Annotated in this window: 20 protein-coding genes; 10 read left to right on the forward strand and 10 right to left on the reverse strand. The window is 63.6% G+C overall.

Annotated elements, in window-relative coordinates; translation table 11 throughout:
- Window positions 1-3 precede the first annotated feature (3 nt).
- Window positions 4-645, reverse strand: a complete 642-nt coding sequence (locus tag NLY33_RS02305; protein ID WP_023673429.1) for a DUF47 domain-containing protein — start codon at window positions 643-645, stop codon at window positions 4-6.
- 158 nt (window positions 646-803) lie between these two features.
- Between NLY33_RS02305 and NLY33_RS02310 the strand changes: the two genes are divergently transcribed.
- From NLY33_RS02310 to NLY33_RS02355, 10 genes are all read left to right on the forward strand, one after another.
- The gene (locus NLY33_RS02310) at window positions 804-1,703 is read left to right on the forward strand and encodes a LysR family transcriptional regulator (RefSeq protein ID WP_023703519.1); all 900 of its coding nucleotides are present in this window, start codon (window positions 804-806) and stop codon (window positions 1,701-1,703) included.
- A 194-nt stretch (window positions 1,704-1,897) separates the two neighbouring features.
- Window positions 1,898-2,377: a formate dehydrogenase subunit gamma gene (locus NLY33_RS02315; RefSeq protein WP_023688791.1), complete on the forward strand. Its 480-nt coding sequence runs from the start codon at window positions 1,898-1,900 to the stop codon at window positions 2,375-2,377.
- Window positions 2,374-3,930, forward strand: coding sequence for a formate dehydrogenase beta subunit (locus NLY33_RS02320; protein ID WP_023703520.1), 1,557 nt, complete (start codon window positions 2,374-2,376; stop codon window positions 3,928-3,930). The genes NLY33_RS02315 and NLY33_RS02320 overlap by 4 nt, the downstream gene beginning before the upstream one ends.
- A 10-nt stretch (window positions 3,931-3,940) precedes the next feature.
- Window positions 3,941-6,853 carry a formate dehydrogenase subunit alpha gene (gene fdhF / locus NLY33_RS02325; RefSeq protein WP_023673425.1) on the forward strand — a complete coding sequence of 971 codons (2,913 nt, stop codon included), beginning with the start codon at window positions 3,941-3,943 and terminating at the stop codon, window positions 6,851-6,853.
- Window positions 6,854-7,202: 349 nt separating this feature from the next.
- Window positions 7,203-8,033, forward strand: a complete 831-nt coding sequence (fdhD, locus tag NLY33_RS02330; protein ID WP_023703521.1) for a formate dehydrogenase accessory sulfurtransferase FdhD — start codon at window positions 7,203-7,205, stop codon at window positions 8,031-8,033.
- Window positions 8,023-8,337: a formate dehydrogenase subunit delta gene (locus NLY33_RS02335; RefSeq protein WP_023703522.1), complete on the forward strand. Its 315-nt coding sequence runs from the start codon at window positions 8,023-8,025 to the stop codon at window positions 8,335-8,337. Before fdhD ends, NLY33_RS02335 begins: the two co-directional genes overlap by 11 nt.
- A gap of 136 nt (window positions 8,338-8,473) precedes the next feature.
- The gene (locus NLY33_RS02340; protein WP_023703523.1) at window positions 8,474-10,027 is read left to right on the forward strand and encodes an alpha/beta fold hydrolase; all 1,554 of its coding nucleotides are present in this window, start codon (window positions 8,474-8,476) and stop codon (window positions 10,025-10,027) included.
- A 110-nt stretch (window positions 10,028-10,137) separates the two neighbouring features.
- Window positions 10,138-10,617 carry a carboxymuconolactone decarboxylase family protein gene (locus tag NLY33_RS02345; RefSeq protein ID WP_023703524.1) on the forward strand — a complete coding sequence of 160 codons (480 nt, stop codon included), beginning with the start codon at window positions 10,138-10,140 and terminating at the stop codon, window positions 10,615-10,617.
- Between the two features lie 76 nt (window positions 10,618-10,693).
- The gene (locus NLY33_RS02350) at window positions 10,694-11,056 is read left to right on the forward strand and encodes a nuclear transport factor 2 family protein (RefSeq protein WP_023688799.1); all 363 of its coding nucleotides are present in this window, start codon (window positions 10,694-10,696) and stop codon (window positions 11,054-11,056) included.
- A 55-nt stretch (window positions 11,057-11,111) separates the two neighbouring features.
- Window positions 11,112-11,426 carry a hypothetical protein gene (locus tag NLY33_RS02355; protein ID WP_023738143.1) on the forward strand — a complete coding sequence of 105 codons (315 nt, stop codon included), beginning with the start codon at window positions 11,112-11,114 and terminating at the stop codon, window positions 11,424-11,426.
- A gap of 28 nt (window positions 11,427-11,454) precedes the next feature.
- Here the strand turns inward: NLY33_RS02355 and NLY33_RS02360 are convergent, their stop codons facing one another.
- The 9 genes from NLY33_RS02360 to NLY33_RS02400 form a co-directional block, all read right to left on the reverse strand.
- Window positions 11,455-12,153 carry a DUF3592 domain-containing protein gene (locus NLY33_RS02360; protein ID WP_023708199.1) on the reverse strand — a complete coding sequence of 233 codons (699 nt, stop codon included), beginning with the start codon at window positions 12,151-12,153 and terminating at the stop codon, window positions 11,455-11,457.
- 153 nt (window positions 12,154-12,306) lie between these two features.
- Window positions 12,307-13,734, reverse strand: coding sequence for a gamma-aminobutyraldehyde dehydrogenase (locus tag NLY33_RS02365; protein ID WP_023703526.1), 1,428 nt, complete (start codon window positions 13,732-13,734; stop codon window positions 12,307-12,309).
- Window positions 13,735-13,838: 104 nt separating this feature from the next.
- Complete coding sequence (locus tag NLY33_RS02370) at window positions 13,839-14,654, reverse strand: ABC transporter permease (protein ID WP_023703527.1); 816 nt, start codon at window positions 14,652-14,654, stop codon at window positions 13,839-13,841.
- Entirely contained in the window at window positions 14,644-15,609 is a 966-nt protein-coding gene (locus NLY33_RS02375; RefSeq protein WP_023692630.1) for an ABC transporter permease, read from the reverse strand. Before NLY33_RS02375 ends, NLY33_RS02370 begins: the two co-directional genes overlap by 11 nt.
- Window positions 15,610-15,829: 220 nt before the next feature.
- Window positions 15,830-16,828 carry an ABC transporter ATP-binding protein gene (locus tag NLY33_RS02380; RefSeq protein WP_023703528.1) on the reverse strand — a complete coding sequence of 333 codons (999 nt, stop codon included), beginning with the start codon at window positions 16,826-16,828 and terminating at the stop codon, window positions 15,830-15,832.
- Between the two features lie 206 nt (window positions 16,829-17,034).
- On the reverse strand, window positions 17,035-18,189 hold the full coding sequence (locus tag NLY33_RS02385) for an ABC transporter substrate-binding protein (RefSeq protein WP_023703529.1): 1,155 nt from the start codon (window positions 18,187-18,189) through the stop codon (window positions 17,035-17,037).
- A gap of 211 nt (window positions 18,190-18,400) precedes the next feature.
- Window positions 18,401-19,312 (reverse strand): LysR family transcriptional regulator, encoded by a 912-nt coding sequence (locus tag NLY33_RS02390; RefSeq protein ID WP_023673412.1) that lies wholly within the window; start codon window positions 19,310-19,312, stop codon window positions 18,401-18,403.
- Between the two features lie 79 nt (window positions 19,313-19,391).
- Window positions 19,392-20,003: a DedA family protein gene (locus NLY33_RS02395; protein WP_023685101.1), complete on the reverse strand. Its 612-nt coding sequence runs from the start codon at window positions 20,001-20,003 to the stop codon at window positions 19,392-19,394.
- A 406-nt stretch (window positions 20,004-20,409) separates the two neighbouring features.
- A complete protein-coding gene (locus tag NLY33_RS02400; protein ID WP_023685103.1) occupies window positions 20,410-21,174 on the reverse strand; it encodes a DeoR/GlpR family DNA-binding transcription regulator in 765 nt (254 codons plus the stop codon).
- Between the last annotated feature and the right edge of the window lie 312 nt (window positions 21,175-21,486).

Here is a 21,486-nt window from a genome sequence, read left to right on the forward strand (position 1 = left end):
TGCCTAAACGTTCTCGATGACGATGCCGCTGATCTCGTTGGCGACGTCCTCAAAGCGGTCGACCACCTTCTCCAGCTGGCCGTAGATCTCCGAGCCGATCAGGTAGGCCATCGGATCGCTGCGGCCATGCCGCTTGAACAGGTCCTTCAATCCCTGCTCATGCAGATCGTCGGCGCGGCTTTCGACGCGCATCACCTCTTCGGCGATGGCGTTGAGGCGTACCGTGTGCGTGCCGACCTTGCTGAGCAGCGGGATCGCTTCGGCAACCAGCCTGGAGGCGGCAACGATGACGCCACCCATCTCCTGCATCAGCGGGTCGAATTCCTTCTTTTCGAACAGCTTCACCGTCTTGACGGTCTTGTGCATCATGTCGATGGCGTCATCCATCGACTGGATCAGGTCCTTGATGTCGCCGCGATCGAAGGGCGTGATGAAGGAACGCCGCACCGCCAGCAGCACTTCGGCCGTGATATGATCGGCCTCGTCCTCGAGATCGATGATCTTCTGGCACCAACGATCGATGTCCTTGCCCTGCAGGAGCTGCTCCAGCGCCTCGGCGCCGCCGACCACGGTGCGGGAATGCCGTTCAAAGAGGTCGAAGAAGCGATCTTCGCGCGGCAAAAGCTTGCGGAACCAGCCCAGCATGTCCGATCTCCTCGTATTCCATCCAACCACATAGCGCCGTGTTCGGCCGGGGGAAACAGCCAGCCGGCCCAAAGATGTGGATGCATGGCCAATTGCGGGTAGAGCTTGCGGCGAAAGGCAATTTCCCCGACCTTGCGCGCAACGAACGGACGGATGGTATGATCGACAAGCTCGAATTCTTCATCGCGCTGGCCAAGGAGGAGCATTTCGGCCGGGCGGCGGAAGCGTGCGGCGTCACGCAGCCGACCTTGTCGGCCGGGATCAAGCAGCTGGAGGGCCAGCTCGGCGTCATGCTGGTCAATCGCGGTTCGCGCTTTCAGGGGCTGACGCCGGAAGGCAAGCAGGTGCTGGTGTGGGCGCGTCGCATCGTCGGCGATTCCAGGACCATGCGCGAAGAGATGCGGGCGGCGCGACATGGCCTGTCCGGGCGTATCCGTATTGCCGCCATCCCAACCGCCCTCGCCATGGTGGCGCGGCTTACGACGCCATTTCGCGAGAAGCATCCGGGCGTCACCTTCTCTATCCTGTCGCGCACCTCGATCGAGGTGTTGTCGCTGCTCGGCAATTTCGACGTCGATGCCGGCATCACCTATCTCGACAACGAGCCTCTCGGACGGGTGACGAGCGTGCCGCTCTATGACGAGCGCTACCAGCTGATCACGGCGGTCGGAAATCCTTATTCGGATCGCGACAAAGTGACATGGGCCGAAATCAGCCAGCTGCCGCTCTGCTTGTTGACGCCGGACATGCAGAACCGCCGCATCATCGACCAGCATCTGGCCGAGGCCGGCGTGCAGGTGCGGCCGACACTGGAATCCAACTCGATGATCGTGCTGTTCTCCCACATACGGACAGGCAAATGGTCGTCGATCATGCCGCTCAACCTGGCGGAAACATTCGGTTTTTCCGAGCCGATCCGGGCCATTCCGATCGTCGAACCGGATGCCAGCCACACGGTCGGGCTGGTCGCCGCGCCGCGCGAACCGCACACGCCGCTGGTGCAGGCGCTGCTGGACGAGGCGATGGCGCTGGCAGACGATTTCCGCACCAATCGCTGAGCTAGTCATAACTGGTCAATCGGCGCGATAGAAATTTTCTATCGTGCAACGAAACCGCTTTATTGATTTCAGAGGTTTCCTCTGATTTCTTAAGCACTTAGCGATTAAGCGGCGTAGGCATGTCGTTGTTCCAAAACCGCTTCATGCTTTTGGACGATTATATGCATCGATCGCTACGATAGGGAGGGCGCTGCGTGACGATGCAGCCTGCAAGTACCGAGATACAGTCGCGCACGGCGGCGATCATCCAGGAGTTGAAGGGCCTCGAAGGCCCCCTGCTGCCGATCCTGCACGAGATCCAGGAAGAATTTGGCCACGTGCCGCAGGACGCCGTGCCCGTCATCGCCGATGGGCTGAACCTGTCGAGGGCCGAAGTGCATGGCGTCGTGACCTTCTATCATGATTTCCGTGCCCGGCCGGCTGGCCGGCATGTGCTCAAGCTCTGCCAGGCGGAAGCCTGCCAGTCGATGGGTTCGGATGCGATCGCCGCAAAGGTCAAGCAGTTGTTGGGCATCGATTTCCATGAGACCACCCGCGACGGATCGGTTACACTTGAGCCTGTCTATTGCCTCGGGCTGTGCGCCTGTTCACCGTCGGCGATGCTGGATGGTGAGGTGATCGGGCGGCTCGATGACGAGAAGATCGAAGAGATCGTCGGGGAGGTACGCTCATGATCCCGCGCATCTACATTCCAGGTGACTCCGGCGCGCTGGCGCTCGGCGCCGAAAAGGTCGCCAAGGCTGTTCGTGCGGAACTGGCTGAACGGGGCGTCGAGGCCAAGATCGTCCGCAACGGCTCGCGCGGCGCCTATTTCCTCGAACCGATGGTCGAGGTCGCGACCGAAAAGGGCCGCGTCGCTTACGGGCCGGTCAAGCCATCGGACGTCAAGAGCCTGTTCGACAGCGGCTTTCTCACTGGCGGCCATCACAAGCGCTGGCTGGGCGCGCCCGACAAGATCCCGTTCCTGGCCAAACAGACGCGCCTGACGTTCGCGCGTTGCGGCATCAACGACCCGCTATCGCTCGACGCCTACAAGTCACTGGGCGGGCTGAGGGGCCTGCAGAACGCGGTGGCCATGGCGCCGCTCGACATCGTCAAACAGGTCACGGAATCGGGCTTGCGCGGCCGCGGCGGCGCCGGCTTCCCGACCGGCATCAAGTGGAAGACGGTGCTCGATACGACATCTGACCGCAAATACATCGTCTGCAATGCCGACGAGGGCGACAGCGCCACCTTTGCCGACCGCATGATCATGGAGGGCGACCCCTTCGTGCTCATCGAAGGCATGACGATTGCCGGCATCGCCACCGGCGCGACCAAGGGGTTCGTCTATATCCGCTCGGAATATCCGCATGCGGTGGCTGTCATGAACAAGGCTGTCGAGGTCGCCCGCAAGGCAGGCGTGCTCGGCGTCAGCGTGCTGGGTTCGCCCAACGCCTTCGACATGGAAATCCGCGTCGGCGCCGGCGCCTATGTCTGCGGCGAGGAAACGTCGCTGCTGAACAGCCTTGAAGGCAAGCGCGGCGTGGTCCGAGCCAAGCCACCGCTGCCGGCAATCCAGGGTCTGTTCGGCAAGCCGACGGTGATCAACAACGTCATCAGCCTGGCCTCCGTGCCCATCATCATGGACAAGGGTGCTGCCTTCTACAAGGATTTCGGCATGGGCCGCTCGCGCGGCACGATCCCGATACAGATCGCCGGCAACGTCAAGTTCGGCGGCCTGTTCGAGGCGGCGTTCGGCATGACGCTGGGCGAGATCGTCGACGATATCGGCGGCGGTACGGCCACAGGTCGCCCGGTGAAGGCGGTGCAGGTCGGCGGCCCGCTCGGCGCCTATTTCCCGCGCGGCCTGTTCGACACGCCGTTCGACTACGAAGAGTTCGCGAAGCGCGACGGGCTGATCGGCCATGCCGGCATCACCGTGTTCGACGACACGGCCGACATGCTGAAGCAGGCGCGCTTTGCCATGGAGTTCTGCGCCATCGAAAGCTGCGGCAAGTGCACGCCCTGCCGCATCGGCTCGATACGCGGGGTGGAGACCATCGACCGGCTTGCCGCCGGCATCGAGCCGGAGAAGAACCTGGCACTGGTCACCGATCTCTGCAACACGATGAAGTTCGGATCGCTCTGCGCGCTGGGCGGCTTCACGCCCTATCCGGTGATGAGCTCGATCACCCATTTCCCCGAAGATTTCAAGCCCGCGCCGGCGCGCGTGGCTGCTGAATAGGAGCTGGCAGATGAATATCAAGGCCGACTTCCCGACACTCATCGAAGAACTCGATTACGGAACCCCGGAATCGAAGGCGCAAAAGCAGGTTACGCTGATCGTCGACGGCCGCAGCATCAGCGTGCCGGAGGGTACGTCGATCATGCGCGCGGCGATGGAAGGCGGGGTCGAGATCCCAAAACTCTGCGCCACGGACATGCTGGACTCGTTCGGCTCCTGCCGCGTCTGCCTGGTCGAGATCGACGGGCGCGGCGGCACGCCGGCATCCTGCACGACCCCCGTCGGCGAAGGCATGGTGGTGCGCACGCAATCCGAGCGGCTCGACGCCATCCGCCGCGGTGTCATGGAGCTTTACGTCTCCGACCACCCGACCGGCTGGAACGAGAAGGCCGGCACCGGCGCCAGCGAGTTCGACGTTGTGGCGAAATCGGTCGGCCTGACCGAGAACCGCTTCGGCATTGAGGGCCGCAACCACGTCAAGCAGGAAAACGGCGTCGCGCCCGGCCATGGCTCGCTGGCGGTCGACTACATCGCCCGCGACGAGTCCAACCCCTATTTCACCTATGATCCGGCGCAATGTATCGTCTGCTCGCGCTGCGTGCGGGCCTGCGAGGAGGTGCAGGGCACCTTCGCGCTGACGATCGAGGGCCGCGGTTTCGAATCGCGCATGGTCGCCGGCATGCACGAGGATTTCATCGCCTCCGAATGCGTGTCCTGCGGCGCCTGCGTGCAGGCCTGTCCGACCGATGCGCTGCGTGAAAAGACCGTGCTTGAGAAAGGCATGCCCGAGCGTTCCGCTGTCACCACCTGCGCCTATTGCGGCGTCGGCTGCTCGTTCAAGGCAGAAGTGAAGGACGACGAAGTCATTCGCATGATGCCCTACAAGGACGGCAAGGCGAACCACGGCCACTCCTGCGTGAAGGGCCGTTTCGCCTATGGCTATGCCACCCACAAGGACCGCATCCTGTCGCCTATGATCCGGGAAAAGGTCAGCGATCCCTGGCGCGAGGTGAGTTGGGAAGAGGCCATCGCCCATACGGCCAAGGAATTCCGCCGTATCCAGTATCAATACGGCCGCACCTCGATCGGCGGTATCACGTCCTCGCGCTGCACGAATGAAGAGACCTATCTCGTCCAGAAGCTGGTGCGCCAAGGCTTCCGCAACAACAATGTCGACACTTGCGCGCGCGTCTGCCACTCGCCGACCGGCTACGGCCTCGGCCAGACCTATGGCACCTCGGCCGGCACGCAGGATTTCGATTCCGTCGATTTCACCGATGTCGCCGTCATCATCGGCGCCAATCCGGCTTCCGCGCACCCGGTGTTCGCCTCGCGGCTGAAAAAGCGGCTGCGCCAGGGCGCCAAGCTGATCGTGCTCGATCCGCGCCGCACCGAAATGGTCAAGTCGGCGCATATCGAGGCCGACTATCACCTGCCGCTGAAGCCCGGCACCAACGTGGCGGTGCTGACGGCGCTGGCGCATGTCATCGTTACCGAAGGGCTTTTCGACGAAGCCTTCATCCGCGATCGCTGCGACTGGGCGGAGTTCCAGGATTGGGCTTCTTTCGTCGCCTTGCCGGAAAACAGCCCCGAAATCGTGGGCAAGCTGTCCGGCGTCGATCCCGAACTGATCCGAGGTGCTGCACGGCTCTATGCCAAGGGCGGCAATGGCGCGATTTATTACGGCCTCGGCGTGACCGAACACAGCCAGGGTTCGACCACGGTTATGGCTATCGCCAACCTTGCCATGGCGACCGGCAATATCGGCCGCCCGGGCGTCGGGGTGAATCCGCTGCGCGGCCAGAACAACGTGCAGGGTTCCTGCGACATGGGCTCGTTCCCGCATGAACTGCCGGGCTACCGCCACATCTCCGGCGAGGCGGTGCGCGACATCTATGAGACGTTGTGGGGGGTGAAGCTCGACGACGAACCGGGCCTGCGCATCCCCAACATGCTGGATGCCGCCGTCGACGGATCCTTCAAGGGCATCTACATCCAGGGCGAGGACATCCTGCAATCCGACCCTGATACCAAGCATGTCGCGGCCGGCCTGGCGGCGATGGAATGCGTCGTCGTGCACGACCTGTTCCTCAACGAGACAGCCAACTACGCGCATGTCTTCCTGCCGGGCTCGACCTTCCTGGAAAAGGACGGCACCTTCACCAATGCCGAGCGCCGCATCAACATGGTGCGCAAGGTGCTGGAGCCGAAGGCGCGCTATGCCGACTGGGAAGCGACACAGGAGCTTGCCCGCGCGATCGGGCTGGATTGGAACTACCAGCATCCCTCCGAAATCATGGACGAGATCGCCAAAACGACGCCAAGCTTCGCCGGCGTCTCTTTCGATCTGCTCGACCGTGTCGGATCGGTGCAATGGCCCTGCAACGAGAAGGCGCCGCTCGGCACGCCGATCATGCATATCGACGGCTTCGTGCGCGGCAAGGGCAAGTTCATCCGCACAGAATATGTGGCGACCGACGAGCGGACCGGGCCGCGTTTCCCGTTGCTGCTGACCACCGGTCGCATCCTCAGCCAGTACAATGTCGGTGCACAGACAAGGCGCACCGAAAACGTCATGTGGCACTCGGAGGACCGGCTGGAGATCCATCCGCACGATGCCGAGAACCGCGGCCTGCGCGATGGCGACTGGGTGCGGCTGACCAGCCGTTCGGGTGAGACGACGCTGCGTGCGCTGATCACCGACCGGGTGTCGCCAGGTGTGGTCTACACAACGTTCCACCATCCCGACACGCAGGCCAACGTCATCACCACCGACTTCTCGGACTGGGCGACCAACTGCCCGGAGTACAAGGTGACCGCGGTGCAGGTCGGCGCCTCCAACGGGCCTTCGGACTGGCAGCGCGATTATAACGAGCAGGCCGAGCAGAGCCGCCGCATCGCAAAGCTGGAAGCGGCGGAGTAGTCTTGCCACGGCGTTCGACAATAAGAGCTTCAATCTTGACGGTTGGTCGACCCCTACTCCGTCAGGAAGGACGCGAGCTTATGCCGCCTGGCGCCTTTCTTCTCCCTCCGGAGGGGGGAGAGGTGGCGCCGCGAAGCGGCGACGGAGTGGGGGAAGCCGGCCCCGCAACACGCAGCCGTCGAAAGTCGCGCACAACCCAAAGAGCAGGCAAACCGGCCTATCTGGCGAGCAGTCGACCCCCACTCCGTCAAGCTTCGCCTGACACCTCTCCCCCGGTCGACGGGGGAGAGGAAAGGCGCGAGCCTCCACAGCTACTGCTAAGGACGAACAGGGCAGAGGGGCGCGCCTCGTGACCCGCAAACGCCAAGCCACCACCCAAATCTCTCGCCTTGCCCACCGCGCCAGCGGCACGACATCGGCCAACCGCATGGTGCCGGAGGAGACGCCGGTGGCGTTCTCCTTTGCCGGCACCACCCATGCGGTGATGATGGCGAGCCCGGCCGATTTCGAGGATTTCGCGCTCGGCTTCTCGCTGACCGAAGGCATCATCGCGTTGCCTGACGAGATAGAGGCGATCGAGGTCGAGGACCATGGCGCCGGGATCGATATCCAGATCCGGTTGAAGGACCAGGCCAATACGCGCTTCGAGGCGCGACGCAGGCGATTGGCCGGTCCGGTCGGCTGTGGGCTATGCGGCATCGAATCGATCGAGGAAGCGATGCGCTCGGTCGACAAGGTTGGTGCGTCCAAGCTTACGCTTGAAGCCGACGACATCGTTCGCTCAGTCAAGCTTTTGTCGAAGGTGCAGCCGCTGCATTCAGAAACCGGCGCCGTGCATGCAGCGGGCTTCTACATTCCCGGCAAAGGCATCGTCATGGCGCGCGAGGATGTCGGCCGGCACAATGCGCTGGACAAACTGGCCGGCGCGCTGGCCAAGGCCGGCATTGACGGTGCATCGGGCGCGGTGGTGGTGACATCACGCGTCTCGGTGGAGATGGTGCAGAAAACGGGGGCGATCGGCTCCGCCTTCATCATCGCCGTGTCGGCGCCGACAGCCCTTGCCATCCGCACCGCCGAAGAGGCCGGCATGACGCTGGTGGCGCTGGTGCGCGGCGACGATTTCGATGTTTTCACCCACCCTAAACGGGTGGTCTTGGGAGTTGCCCAGCATGTCGCATGACGAAGAACACATCACGAGCACCGGGGAAAAGCTGGTGCGCATGGCCAACCAGATCGCCGCCTTCTTCCATTCAAGGCCCCGCGAGGAAGGTGTGGCGGGCGTGGCCGAGCACATCAACAAGTTCTGGGAGCCCAGGATGCGCCGGCAGTTCTTCGAGATGCTGGACAGCGGCGGCGAAGGTTTTGACGAACTCGTCGTCGTGGCCTCGGCCAGGATCAAGCGGCCGAAGACCGAGGAGCAGGCCGATGTGAGCATCGGCTACGTCCAACCCACGGGTGCAGAGAGCGTCGCTCCCCAGAAATAGCCTGCCCCAGAAATGGCGGGCGAACACGGCTCGCGCCGCGGGCTATATTCCTGTCTTCTAAAGTTTGGCTGCCGCATCCGCCGGGCGTCTGCTATGGTCGGCGATCAGAAATCGTCTGGCCGGGCGGGATAGCAACGTGAGGCCGATCGAGACGCGATATGCCCTCAGCGGCGACGTGCGGATCGCCTATCAGGTGGTCGGCCAGGGATCGTTCGACCTGGTTTTCGTGCCCGGCTTCATCTCCAATCTCGACCTGCATTGGGAAGACGAGGGCTACGCCAGGCTCTTGAAACGGCTCTCGGCGTTCTCGCGGCTGATCCTGTTCGACAAGCGCGGCACCGGCCTGTCCGACCGCGTCGACCCACGCCACCTGCCGAGCCTCGAAACCCGCATGGACGATGTGCGCGCGGTGATGGATGCCACCGGCAGCGGCCGCGCGGCCTTGCTCGGCGCTTCGGAAGGCGCGCCGATGGCAATGTTGTTTGCCGCCACCTATCCGGAACGGACACGAGCGCTGGCGCTCTATGGCGGTTATGCGCATTTCCACAAATGGGTGATGTCGCCGGAGCGCCTCGAGGCCTTCATCGCGACGGCCGGCACGGAATGGGGCACGGGCGCCACACTGCCCAACTTCGCTCCCGGCCGGGTAGATGATGCGCATTTCACCCAGTGGTGGGCCCGCTTCGAGCGGCTGTCGGCCAGTCCGACGGCAGCGGCCGCTCTTGCCCGAATGAATGCCGGGATCGACGTGCGCGGCGTGCTTTCGGCGATCGGCGCACCGACCCTGCTCATCCATCGCCGCAACGACGCGCGGGTCGACCCCGGAGCCAGCCGCTTTCTGGCGAAAAACATCTCGAATGCGCGACTGGTCGAGGTCCCCGGGCGCGACCACCCGATCTGGACCGGCGATGTCGACCGGGTGGCCGACCTGATCGAGGAATTCCTGACCGGCGAGCGTGCCGTGGCCGAAGCGGAGCGCGTGCTTGCCGCTCTTCTGGCGACACGCATCTACGACACGGCGCGGGTTGGCGACCGCATGTGGAGCGAACGTAGCGAGCGCTTCCAGGAGAGCTGGCAGCAGCTGGTCGGCCGTCATGGCGGACGCGTCGCCGGCATCCATGGCGAATTGATGATCTCGCGCTTCGACGGGCCGGCGCGGGCCATACGCTGCGCGGCGGCACTGCGCGATGCGGCGCAACATGTGGGCATTGCAAGCGCCCAGGGCGCCCATGTCGGTGAGGTCGAAATGCGCGGGCCGCCGGTGGGGCTGATGGCACGGGTGACGATGCAGATCGCCGCCCATGCCGGGCGCGGCGATATTCTGGCGTCGCGGCTGGCCGCCGATCTGGCGGCGGGGTCCGGCCTGCATTTCATCGATGCCGGGCGTGTCACGGTGGATGAGCTGGACGAGCCGCTGGCGCTGGTCCAGGCAACGTCGGAACAGCACCTGGAGCCGGCCTGCCGCCCCAAGGCGAAACCCGCCGAGCCGGCTCAACTGACGGCGCGCGAAAGCGAGGTGGTGATCCTGATCGCCGACGGCAAGAGCAATGCCGCGATCGCCGCCGAGCTGAGGCTCAGCGAGCATACGGTCAAGCGTCATGTCGCCAACATATTGCTGAAGCTCGATTTGCCGTCACGGGCGGCGGCAGCGGCATTTTCCGCCAGGCAGGCTGGCCCGGACGGGCCATAGGGACCATGGCGCTTTCGGGCGAAGCGGCCAGGTGGGGTCGAGGCGTACCAATTCTCTCCATGCAGGCCAGGCGGATGTCGCCGGGAAAGGCACTGCGGATGGAGGATGCAATGCTGAATTCAAACAGGTCGATCAAATCGCTGGTGATAGCGGCAGGCGTTGGCGCGCTGTTCACGATCGCTCCCGCCAGAGCCGAGGATGCCTCGGCGGCCGCCGCCTACAAGGACATCGAGGCGACGCTCGGCTCAGTGCCGGACATGTTCAAGACGCTGCCCGATGTCGCGGTTGCCGGCGCCTGGGCCGAGATCAAGGGTGTGCAGCTCAACCCCAAGACCGCGCTCGACGGCAAGACCAAGGAACTGCTGGGGCTGGCCGTCGCCTCGCAGATCCCCTGCCAGTACTGCATCTATTTCCACACCGAGGCCGCCAAGCTCAATGGCGCGACCGATGAGGAGATCAAGGAGGCGATCGCGATGGCGGCCATCGTGCGCCACTGGTCGACGATGCTCAACGGCAGCCAGGTCGATTTCGCGACCTTCAAACAACAGACCGACGGGGTGTTCGCAGCCGTCAAAGCCAAGTCGCAGTGAAAGAAAATGCCGGGCGGTGCGCCGGGCATTGCTTGTGATCATTCAACCGCCCGATCAACGGGCCATGGAGGAGAAGATGCTGACCAAGACGCAGAGCGTGGACGGCGCGGCGATCAAGAAAGCGATCGAAGGACGGGACGGCAGGATGCTCGCTAGCTTCTATGCCGACGACGCACTGGTGCGGGTGATCGACCGCAACAATCCGCCGAGCAAGCCGCGCGAGATCCGCGGCCGGGCGGCGATCAGCACCTTCTGGGACGACATCTGCAGCCGGGCGATGACCCACAAGGTCGACACCACCATCGCCGATGGCGACAATCTCGCCTTCACCCAGGCCTGCGCCTATCCGGACGGAACGAAAGTGTTCTGCGCGGCGATGCTGGAGCTGAAGAATGGGCGGATTGCACGACAGACCGTCGTGCAGGCCTGGGACGAGTAGTTCCACCGCGGAAAGATCAACCGCGGTTTGGGCCGCAAAACTGGAGGAGACAAAAATGTTCAGCGCCAGATGGCAGATCGACGCCAAGTTCGGGCACAAGCAGACCGTGCTCGACCTGTTGAAGAAATGGGAACGCGAGATCGGCTCTCAGGTCGGCATTGCCGATCTCGAGTTCCAGATCATGACCGGTTCGGTCGGAGCTCGGGAAGCGACGGTCGAATCGCATCATCAGGTCGAAAGCCTTGCCCAGCTGGAGGGATTCTTCGCGAGGATCGGCAAGATCGACGCGCACGCCAAATGGGGCAAGGAGATGGAGCCCTACGTCGTTTCAGGCACCAGCCTTTGGAACATCTACCGCATCGTGGAGTAGCCGTGGCAGGTGCAGCAGTTTTCGGCCATCAGTTGCGGCGGCCGAAACTCGTCCGCTGCCCGGAAAACCGCCCTTCCCTGGCCGATCCGGCAGCCGCGACACGTGCCGGCTGATTGGGCAATGTGGCCTGCTTGGCCAGGGCCGCCGCTATCAAGGCGTCGGCCTGGCGCGCGCGCTGGTCCGCGCCGGCATCTCCGGCAGGGTTGCCCGCCACGGCGGAGCTCGACATCCGCCGGCGGGGTTTGAAAGCAAGATAGAGAAGCAACGCGCCGAGCAGTCCAGCCCCAATGACGATCGTCAAACGCGTGCCGGTCATGCCGGTGCGTTCGATCTGGGTGGGGTTGGCGGGGTTCTGGACGACGGTGAGCTTGTCGCCGACCTGCGGTTCGCGGGCACCGTTCTTGTTCAGCTCCATCGTGGCCTCGACGGCGTCGGCGCCGGTGCCGACGCGCAAGGTGCCGGTGAATTTCTGGGTCACCTTCCACTCTTTGTCAGCATGAACCGTCTTGAACGCATCCACCAGTTCGCACGGCATCGTGGCGGTGCTGACGGTCTTGTAGACAATCTTGTGGGCGGTCGATTCCATGTCGCATTCGACATTGACCGCGAGGATTTCAGCAGGCGCCTCGGGCCAGCCGCTCTTCTTGATCATGTCCTTGCCGCCGAACACAGCGATCAGCAGACAGAAGCCGCCAATGAGTACCAGCTTGATCTTGGTCGTGTTCATGCGCAAACCCCTCGCCGCGCGGTTTCCCGGCAAGAGGCTGCTCGTTCAGGTTGAATATTCAGTAAATCGTGAACTCCCGCCGTACCGCAAAAGTAACTCTCGCTTAATGTACAGAAAACGGGTTGGCGAATATTTTAGAGATAGTGGCGGCCTCTACCCATGCGCCACCATCACATGACGAACGGCGGTATAATCCTCCAGCGCATAGAGAGACATGTCCTTGCCGTAGCCAGACTGCTTCAGCCCGCCATGCGGCATCTCGTTGGTCAGCATGAAATGGGTGTTGATCCAGGTGCAGCCATATTGCAGACGGGCGGCCGTCGCCATGGCGCGCGAGACGTTCTTGGTCCACACCGAGGATGCCAGGCCGTAGTCGCTGTCATTGGCCCAGTTCACGGCTTCATCGACTTCGGAGAAGCGGGTGATGGAAACGACCGGGCCGAACACTTCGCGGCGCACGATCTCGTCTTCCTGCAGCGCGCCGGCAACCACCGTCGGCTGGTAATAGAAGCCGGAGCCTTCGCCCGGCTTGCCGCCGGTGGTGATCTCGATGTGCTTCAGTTCCGAAGCGCGCTCGACGAAGCTCGAGACTCGATCGCGCTGGCGGCGCGAGATCAGCGGCCCGATCTCGTTTTCGGTGTCGTCGGGCTGGTTGTATTTGATGGTCGAGACGGCAGATGAGAGATCGGCGACGAGCTTGTCGTAGATCTTCTTGCCGGCATAGATGCGGCAGGCGGCTGTACAATCCTGCCCGGCATTGTAGTAGCCGAAAGCGCGCAGGCCGTTGACCACGGCGCCGAGGTCGGCATCGTCGAAAACGATGACCGGCGCCTTGCCGCCGAGTTCCAGATGCGTGCGCTTGACCGACTTGGCGGCGGCCTGCAGCACCTTCTTGCCCGTGGCGACGTCGCCGGTGATCGAAATCATGTTGACCTTGGCGTGATTGATCAGCGTGTTGCCGACGCTGTCGCCGCGGCCGAGCACGACATTGACGACGCCCTCGGGCAGCACCTCGGCCAGGATCCTGGCCAGCTTCAGCGCCGTCAGCGGCGTCTGCTCCGACGGCTTGAAGACGACGGTGTTGCCGCCGGCAATGGCCGGCGCCAGCTTCCAGGCCATCATCATCAGTGGATAGTTCCACGGCGCGATGGAAGCGACGATGCCGATCGGGTCGCGCCGCACCATCGAGGTGTGGCCGGGCAGATATTCGCCGGCGACCACGCCCGGCATCGAACGTACCGCGCCGGCAAAGAAGCGGTAGCAGTCGACGATCGCCGGGATTTCGTCATTGAGCACCGCGTTGATCGGCTTGCCGCAATTCAGCGCCTCGAGCGCCGCGAACTCCCGCGCGTTGGCCTCGATGCGGTCGGCGATCTTGAGGAGATAGCCGGAGCGCTGCGCCGGCGTTGTGCGTGACCACAAGACGAACGCTCGCCCGGCGGCAGTAACAGCCGCCTCGATCTGCGCCTGGCTGGCTTCAGGCAGGTTGAGAATGGTCGCCCCGGTCTTTGGATTCAGAATCGGCTCCTCGGTGTCGGTGCCGTTCTCGAACTTCGAGCCGATCAGCATCTGGGTGTCCATGCGGGTTCTCCTTGGTCAGGAGCGAGTAGCGAATAGCGAGTAGCGAACAGGGCTGGTCGTGCAATCTCCCTATTCGCTATTCGCTACTCCCTATTCGCTGTTCTTCATTTGCCCGAACCGGCGATCTGGTCGCCGTCGCGGGTCAGGTAATAGGCGGCAAGGATGGGCAGCAGCGTCACCAGCACCACGACCATGGCGACGACATTGGTGACCGGACGCTGGCGTGGGCGGATCAGCTCTTCCAGCATCCAGATCGGCACGGTCTGCTGCTGGCCGGCGGTGAAGGTGGTGACGATGACCTCGTCGAAGGAGAGCGCGAAGGCGAGCATCCCCCCGGCAAGCAGAGCGGTGGCGATGTTGGGCAGCACGACGTGCCGGAAGGTCTGGAAGCCGTCGGCGCCGAGATCCATCGAGGCCTCGATCATTGAGCCGGAAGTGCGGCGGAAACGGGCGACCGCATTGTTGTAGACGACGACAACGCAGAAGGTGGCGTGGCCGAGCACGATCGTCCAGAACGAGAACGGGATGTCGGCTAGCGAGAAGGCCGAGCGCAACGCGATGCCGGTGATGATGCCGGGCAGCGCGATCGGCAGGATGACGAGCAGCGAGATCGTCTCGCGGCCGAAGAATTTCGTCCGTGACACGGCGGCGGCGCACAGCGTGCCCAGTATCAAGGCAATCGCGGTCGAGATGGCGGCGACACGGACCGAAAGCGACAGCGCCTGCCAGACATCCGGCCGGTTCCAGGTGGCGGCGAACCATTGTGTGGTCAGCCCCGGCGGCGGCCAGACGAAGCTCTTCTCTTCCGTGGTGAAGGCATAGACGAAGATCAGCAGGATCGGCAGGTGCAGGAAGAGCAGGCCGCAAGCGGCTGCGATCTTGAGGCCGAGCGGGGCGGATTGCGAACCGTCAGAGCGCATCGAAGGCCCCCATGCGCTTGGCGCCCCAGAGATAGAAACCCATGATGACGATGGGCACGACGGTGAAGGCGGCGGCGAGCGGGATGTTGCCGGCTGTGCCCTGCTGCGAATAGACGGCCTGGCCGATAAACAGCCGCGACGTGCCGATGATCTGCGGGATGATGTAGTCGCCCAGCGTCAGCGAGAAGGTGAAGATCGAGCCGGCGACGATGCCGGGCAGCGCCAGCGGGAACAGCACGTTGCGGAAGGTCTGGCCCGGCGACGCCCCGAGATCGGAGGACGCCTCGACCAGATTGCCGGGCACGCGCTCCAATGCCGCCTGCACCGGCAGGATCATGAACGGCAGCCAGACATAGACGAAGGCGATGAAGGTTCCGGTGGCGGAGACCGACAGGGAATTGCCGCCGACGACCGGCAGCGACAGCCAGCCGTCGAGCACCCAGAGCAGATGCAATTTGGCCAGCAGCCAGGTCAGAATGCCTTCCTTGGCGAGGATCAACTTCCAGGCGTAGATCTTGACGAGGTAGCTCGACCACAGCGGCAGCATGATTCCGAGATAAAACAGCGCCTTCCACCGGCCCCGGGCATAGCGCGCCGCATAATAGGCGATCGGGAAGGCGATGGCGGCGGAGGCCAGCGTGACCAGCACCGCCATCGTCACCGTGCGCAGGATGATGTCGAGATTGGCGGGCTGGAACAGGTCGCCATAGGTCTTCAGCGTGAACTCATGGTTGATGAGGCCGGAAAATTCGTCGATCGAGAAGAAACTCTGTGCCAAGAGCGCGAACAGCGAACCGATATAGACGACGCCGAGCCACAGCACCGGCGGCGCCAACATGAGGAACAGCAGCAGTTGCGGCTTGCGCCAGAACAGGTCGGACAGCGCACCGCGCACGCCGCCGCTGCCGGGCAGGATGGCGGGGGCGGAGGTTGAGTTGAGCGCGGCGATGGTCATGGGGAGACCGCGTGCTGAAGGAACCCTGAGAAGCCGGGTTCCTTCACACCCCCCTCTGTCCTGCCGGACATCTCCCCCTCAAGGGGGGAGATCAGCAGTTTCGCTGCCTCGCCAAATCCCCAACGTTGAAGATTGGCGAAACCGGGAGGAACAGCCAATCTCCCCGCTTGAGGGGGAGATGTCCGGCAGGACAGAGGGGGGTGCTTGGCGCAAACCTCAATCATGCCGGCTCGTCCATCAAATGCAAATGCTCGCGGTTGAACGTCAGCACCACCGCTTCGCCTTCCGCCGGCAGCTTTGTCCCGGCCGGCACGATGGCGTGCAGCCTCAAGCCGTCGGCGTCGAGCGCCAGCCTGGTCGTGGCGCCGAGATAGTTGGTTCCGACCAGGCGCGCGGCAACCCCTTCGCCTTTCGCAATGCTGCCGATGCGGATCGATTCGGGGCGCAAGCTGCCCCAGCGGTCCTGGCCGGAATAACGCTGGACGAAATCCGGCGGCAACACATTGGAGGAGCCGACGAAATCGGCGACGAAGCGGGTCTTCGGCCGCTGGTAGATGTCTTCCGGCGTGCCGATCTGCATGATCTTGCCGTCATTGAAGACGGCGACGCGGTCGGCCATCGACAGCGCTTCGCCCTGGTCGTGGGTGACGAAGACGAAGGTGATGCCGAGCGCCTTCTGCAGCGACTTCAGCTCTTCCTGCATGTTCTCGCGCAGTTTGAGATCGAGCGCGCCGAGCGGCTCGTCGAGCAGAAGCACCTTGGGCTGGTTGACCAGCGCACGGGCCAGCGCCACGCGCTGGCGCTGGCCGCCGGAGAGCTGGCCGGGACGGCGGGCGCCATAGCCGGGAAGCCGCACCAGTGACAATGCCTCTTCCGCCGCCTTCTGCCGCTGCGGCTTGGCGATGCCCTTGACCATCAGCCCGTAGGCGACATTGTCCAGCACGTTCAAATGCGGGAACAGCGCGTAGTCCTGGAACACCGTGTTGACGTTGCGGCGATAGGGCGGCACGCCCTCGGCGCGGTCGCCGAAGATCGAGATCGAGCCCGAGGTCGGCTGCTCGAAGCCGGCGATGAGGCGCAGGCAGGTCGTCTTGCCGGACCCCGACGGACCGAGCATGGCGAAGAACTCGCCCGGCACGATATCGAGATCGACCGCATCGACGGCGCGCACGCTGCCGAAATGGCGAGAGACTTTCTGGAAGGAAACGGCCGATGTCATGGGCTGTCCGTCTGTTGCCGGTTTGTGTTCGTCGAAATAGCTCTTGCCGCCACCAATCAGGCCAGCGGGCACGGCACTTCACCTCCCCCTCGATCGGGGAGGTCGCGGCGAAGCCGCGGGTGGGGTGACTAGCACCGGACGTCAGCGTTGCCCCCACCCCGACGCTGCGCGTCGACCCTCCCCACAAGGGGGAGGGTTAAGGGAGCTCACCGCCCGCCGATGACGCCGATATAGTCGGACACCCAGCGGTAGTAGGGCACGCAGTGGTCGTTCTGGGTGGCGCACTTCGAGACCGGCGTCTTCCAGAACTTGATCTTGTCGAAGTTCTCGTAGCCGTTGGTCTTGCAGCCTTCCTCGCCGAGCAGCTCGTTGGCCTTGCAGGCAGCGGGCACCACGGGGAGCGAGCCGAACCAGGCCGAGACATCGCCTTGCACCTTGGGCGACAGCGAATGCTCAAGCCACATATAGGCGCAGTTGGGATGCGCGGCGTCGGCCTCCATCATGGTGGTGTCGGCCCAGCCGGTGACGCCTTCTTCCGGCACGGTCGAGGCGACCGGCTTCTTGGCGGCAACCAGCGTGTTGACCTGGTAAGGCCACGAACCGGAAGCGACGACGCCTTCGTTCTGGAAGTCGTCGACCTGGATGGCGGCGTCATGCCAGTAGCGGCCGACCAGCGTCCGCTGAACACGCAGCAGCTCGAGCGCTGCCTTGTACTGGTCTTCGTTCAGTTCGTACGGGTCCTTGATGCCGAGTTCCGGCTTGTGGAACATCAAATAGTTGGCGGCGTCGGCGATGTGGATCGGGCCGTCATAGGCCTGGACGCGGCCCTTGTTGGACTTGCCGTCCGGCAGGTTCATTTCCTCGAAGACGACGTTCCAGCTCTTGGGCGCTTCCTTGAAGACATCGGTGTTGTACATCAGGATGTTCGGGCCCCACTGATAGGGAACGCCGTAATGCACCTTGTCGACGGTGAACCAGGGCGCATCCTTCAGACGGTCGTCTACCGCCTTCCAGCTCGGGATGAGATCGGTGTTGATCGGCTGCACGCGCTTGCCGGCAACGAGGCGCAGCGATGCGTCACCCGAAGCGGTGACTAGATCGAACCCACCCTCATTCATCAGCGAGACCATCTCGTCGGAGGTGTTGGCGGTCTTGACGTTGACCTTGCAGCCGCTCTCCTTCTCGAAGGAGGTCACCCAGTCATAGCCCTTGTCGGTTTCGCCGCGCTCGATGTACCCCGGCCAGGCAACGATGCTGACCTCCCCTTCGCCCTTGCCAAGTTCCTTGACCTGGGCGACGGCCTGACCGGAAAAGGTCAGCGCGACCGTCAAGGCGGTGCACGTCTTCAGGAATGAATTCATCGTCAATCTCCCATTTTGGCGCCTGACTGCGAAGCGAGTCGCCGCCGCGGTCAGCCGCAGGCTGAAAAGCGTCAGTTCATCCGATGGCACGTTGCCGCTCTGATGGCGGCTTTCGTCCCTGACATCAAAAGTGCTCGGAAAATTCCGGTTTCGCAAATTCATTTATCAGAAACGCGATATCGGTTTTTCCGATAGATAACCACGCACCCTATCAACGCTGCTGGCGTACCATACGCTGCGACTGGGCAAGGCCGATGAAGTCGCGCGACGCCTGCGGCAGACCGGAGCCGCGGCGCCAGACCATGCCGACCTGGACGACCGGCAGGGAACCCGAAATGTCGCGCGATTCGATGCGGTCGCCTTCCAGCGACCACGGCCGGTAGACTAGGTCGGGCAGCAACGCCACGCCCGCACCTGTGGCGACGAGGCTGCGAACGGCTTCGACCGAGCGGGTGCGAAAGGCGACATGCGGCCTGGCGCCGATCGCCGCCAGAAGCTTGCCGGTGTTCTCCTCGATCTCGTCGACGGTCAGCATGATCAGCGGCTCGCCGGCAATGTCGCCTATGCCGATAATGTCGGCGCTGGCCAGCTTGTGGCCGAGCGGGACCCACAGCCGGTAGGCCGAGACCTCGAGGATTTCCGACTGCAGCGCGGTGCGGTCGCGCAAATTGGAGGTGACCATGACGGCAATGTCGAGCTTGCCGCCGATCAGCAGATGTTCGAGATAGTCGCCATTGTCCTCGATGGCCGAGACATCGACGCCGGGATAGGCGCGGCGGTAGCGCGCCAGCAGATCGGACAGCACATAGCCCGCGACCAGCGAGGTGACGCCGAGCTGCAGCCGCCCGCCGGCCACCACCTGGTCGTCGGAAAAAGCGCGGCGCGCGTCGGAGACGTCGGCCAGGATCTTGGTCGCATGGCGCAGGAACTGGTGGCCTTTGTGGGTAATGTTGAGGCCACGCGGATGGCGCTCGAACAATTCGACGCCGAGATCGCTCTCCAGCTCCTTGATCGCCTCGGTGACCGAGGATTGCGAGATGGAGAGGTTTTGTGCGGCGCCCGACACCGTGCCTTGCTCGGCGACGGCAATGAAGAACTGCAGCTGACGGATGGTGAAAGCCATGGCCGGACTAAACACCGGCGCGACGGGGAAGGAAAGCCGAAGGCGAGCCTTTTACCCGTACGGCTTGAGGCGCCTCCTGTCAGCCGAAGCCGAGGCGCCGCCGGCAGGCAGGACCGTAGCGAAGCGCGAGCATAAAAGCCGTCTCCAGCGCCAAAACGATGACGATGATGCGAAAGCCGATGGCATAGGAATCCCGGCCGCTGCCGCGCATAAGGTAGCCGGTGACGAGGAAGCCGGTGTTCCATAGCGTGGCGCCGAGCAGCGTCGCCGCCGCGAAGGGCAAGAGTGGCAGACGGAGCGCGCCGGCCGCGATCGGCAGATAGTTGCGAACCGTCGGGATGAACTGCGCCAGCAAGGAGACCCGAACATGATGGCGGCGATAGGCCTGACCAAGCTTGCTGTAGGTCGCATAGCGCAAGCAGACATATTTGCCGAAACGCTCGACCAGCCTGTCGGCACGATCCAATCCAATCCTACGGCCCACACTATACCAGACAAGGCAGCCTGTGATGGCGGACAGCGTCGTCACCAGGAGCAGAATCGCCAGCGCCAGGAGATCGGAGGCTGCCGTCATGCCGAGGAACAGCAGCAGCACATGCGAGGGCGGCAGCGGCAGGATCTTTTCTGTGAAGGCGAGGCAGGCGACGCCGAGCAGGCCGAACCCCAGGATCGCCGACAGTGGATCAGTCATGCGAAGCGCCAGTCATAGGTTTTGAGGTTCTTGATCCTGGACACCTTATACACCGTCATACACTGTCGCTGGCGGAAAGTTGCGGAATGTCCGGCCAAGCCGGGTCCGCTTCCAGGTCGGAGCGCGCAAGCGTCCAGGCCATGAGGAAAGACAAGGCATCGTTTGCAGCATGGTGACCTCATTGCTGATGCGGGCGATTCGCCCGGCCCGCATTTCGACGAGGCGCTGTTTGCGGCTGCCAAGTTGCATGGACATTGCGAACAGCGGGATGATTGAAAAACAATTTTTCACCAGAACGACATCTTATGCGGCCGGCGACGCGGCTCGCATGATGCACAACATCGCCTTCGTGGTATCGGGTAGCGGCATGGGCCGGGATCGCGGCGCGCCAGTCGCTGGTGTTTGGCTAGGCCGCAGCGATGCTGAGGCGCGCTCCAGCCTCGGCAAGTGCCGAGGCAATGTCGCGCGGCGGCGGCTGGTCGGTGGCGAGTTCGGAAAAACCGTCGAAGCCGCAGACCTGGACTAGACCCTGGCGACCGAACTTGGTGTGGTCGGTGATGACCAGCGAGCGCTGGCCGCGCGACAGCACCATGCGGGCGAACTCCGCCTCTTCCAGATCGTAGTCGGCAAGGCCTGCGGCGGCATCGACGGCGCCGATCGAAATCACCGCATGGCTGACCGAGAAGCGGCTGACGAAATCGATCGCCGAGGCGCCGAAGGCGGCTCCGGAATCGCTGCGCAATTCGCCGCCGGCCATATAGACCTTGTTGCCGTTGACGGTGGCCAGCGTGCGGGCGATGTCGGATGAATTGGTGACCACCGTCAGCCGCCGGTGGCCGAGCAGTTCGCGGGCCAGGAACGAGGTCGTGGTGCCGGTGTCCAGCATGACCGATTCACCGTCGCGAATGGTGGCAGCGACCATGCGGGCGATCAGCCGCTTGGCCTCCGCATTGTCGCGCATGCGCCGCTCGAACGGCGCTTCGCCGGCCATCGACGGCAGGCCGATGGCGCCATGCATCTTGAGCACCGAGCCATTGCCGGTCAAAGGCTTGACATCCCGGCGCACCGTTTCAAGCGAAACCCCCAGCCGGTCGGCGAGGCTGGCAATGGTGACGGTGCCCTCTTCCTTGAGGAGGCGGAGGATTTCGCCATGCCGTTTCGAATGGATCATCTGGCTTCCTGAATTTGCGGCCTGCCCGGTTTTAGGGCAATGCCGCCGTTTTTAAAGGAATTGCTCGTGGTTTCGGGCAAAACACCCAAAAAAAGTCACAACATTTCATTGACAGTTAGGTAGCACTGGCGTGACATTGACGGCGTGACAGCTTCGGAACTGCCACGGGAGGGTGATGGCAGAGCCGCAATTCACGGACCGGACCGTCTGGCCAGACCGTCTGGGTTTGAACTGGCACAAAAGTTTCTCAAATCCGCGGGGGCGGAGACCGGGTATCAAAACCTGGCCAGAGGGGCTCGTCGGTGCGGCGCG

It is taken from the genome of Mesorhizobium sp. C432A (assembly GCF_030323145.1).
Lineage (GTDB): Bacteria > Pseudomonadota > Alphaproteobacteria > Rhizobiales > Rhizobiaceae > Mesorhizobium.

Bases quoted from the DNA above. Each gene is read 5' to 3' on its own strand.
- NLY33_RS02390 (WP_023673412.1), bottom strand. From the start codon at position 19,312: ATGGCTTTCACCATCCGTCAGCTGCAGTTCTTCATTGCCGTCGCCGAG.
- NLY33_RS02365 (WP_023703526.1), bottom strand. From the start codon at position 13,734: ATGGACACCCAGATGCTGATCGGCTCGAAGTTCGAGAACGGCACCGAC.
- NLY33_RS02375 (WP_023692630.1), bottom strand. From the start codon at position 15,609: ATGACCATCGCCGCGCTCAACTCAACCTCCGCCCCCGCCATCCTGCCC.
- NLY33_RS02310 (WP_023703519.1), top strand. From the start codon at position 804: ATGATCGACAAGCTCGAATTCTTCATCGCGCTGGCCAAGGAGGAGCAT.
- NLY33_RS02380 (WP_023703528.1), bottom strand. From the start codon at position 16,828: ATGACATCGGCCGTTTCCTTCCAGAAAGTCTCTCGCCATTTCGGCAGC.
- NLY33_RS02305 (WP_023673429.1), bottom strand. From the start codon at position 645: ATGCTGGGCTGGTTCCGCAAGCTTTTGCCGCGCGAAGATCGCTTCTTC.
- NLY33_RS02335 (WP_023703522.1), top strand. From the start codon at position 8,023: ATGTCGCATGACGAAGAACACATCACGAGCACCGGGGAAAAGCTGGTG.
- NLY33_RS02395 (WP_023685101.1), bottom strand. From the start codon at position 20,003: ATGACTGATCCACTGTCGGCGATCCTGGGGTTCGGCCTGCTCGGCGTC.
- NLY33_RS02320 (WP_023703520.1), top strand. From the start codon at position 2,374: ATGATCCCGCGCATCTACATTCCAGGTGACTCCGGCGCGCTGGCGCTC.
- NLY33_RS02350 (WP_023688799.1), top strand. From the start codon at position 10,694: ATGCTGACCAAGACGCAGAGCGTGGACGGCGCGGCGATCAAGAAAGCG.
- NLY33_RS02345 (WP_023703524.1), top strand. From the start codon at position 10,138: ATGCTGAATTCAAACAGGTCGATCAAATCGCTGGTGATAGCGGCAGGC.
- NLY33_RS02400 (WP_023685103.1), bottom strand. From the start codon at position 21,174: ATGATCCATTCGAAACGGCATGGCGAAATCCTCCGCCTCCTCAAGGAA.
- NLY33_RS02355 (WP_023738143.1), top strand. From the start codon at position 11,112: ATGTTCAGCGCCAGATGGCAGATCGACGCCAAGTTCGGGCACAAGCAG.
- NLY33_RS02385 (WP_023703529.1), bottom strand. From the start codon at position 18,189: ATGAATTCATTCCTGAAGACGTGCACCGCCTTGACGGTCGCGCTGACC.
- fdhF (WP_023673425.1), top strand. From the start codon at position 3,941: ATGAATATCAAGGCCGACTTCCCGACACTCATCGAAGAACTCGATTAC.
- NLY33_RS02360 (WP_023708199.1), bottom strand. From the start codon at position 12,153: ATGAACACGACCAAGATCAAGCTGGTACTCATTGGCGGCTTCTGTCTG.
- NLY33_RS02370 (WP_023703527.1), bottom strand. From the start codon at position 14,654: ATGCGCTCTGACGGTTCGCAATCCGCCCCGCTCGGCCTCAAGATCGCA.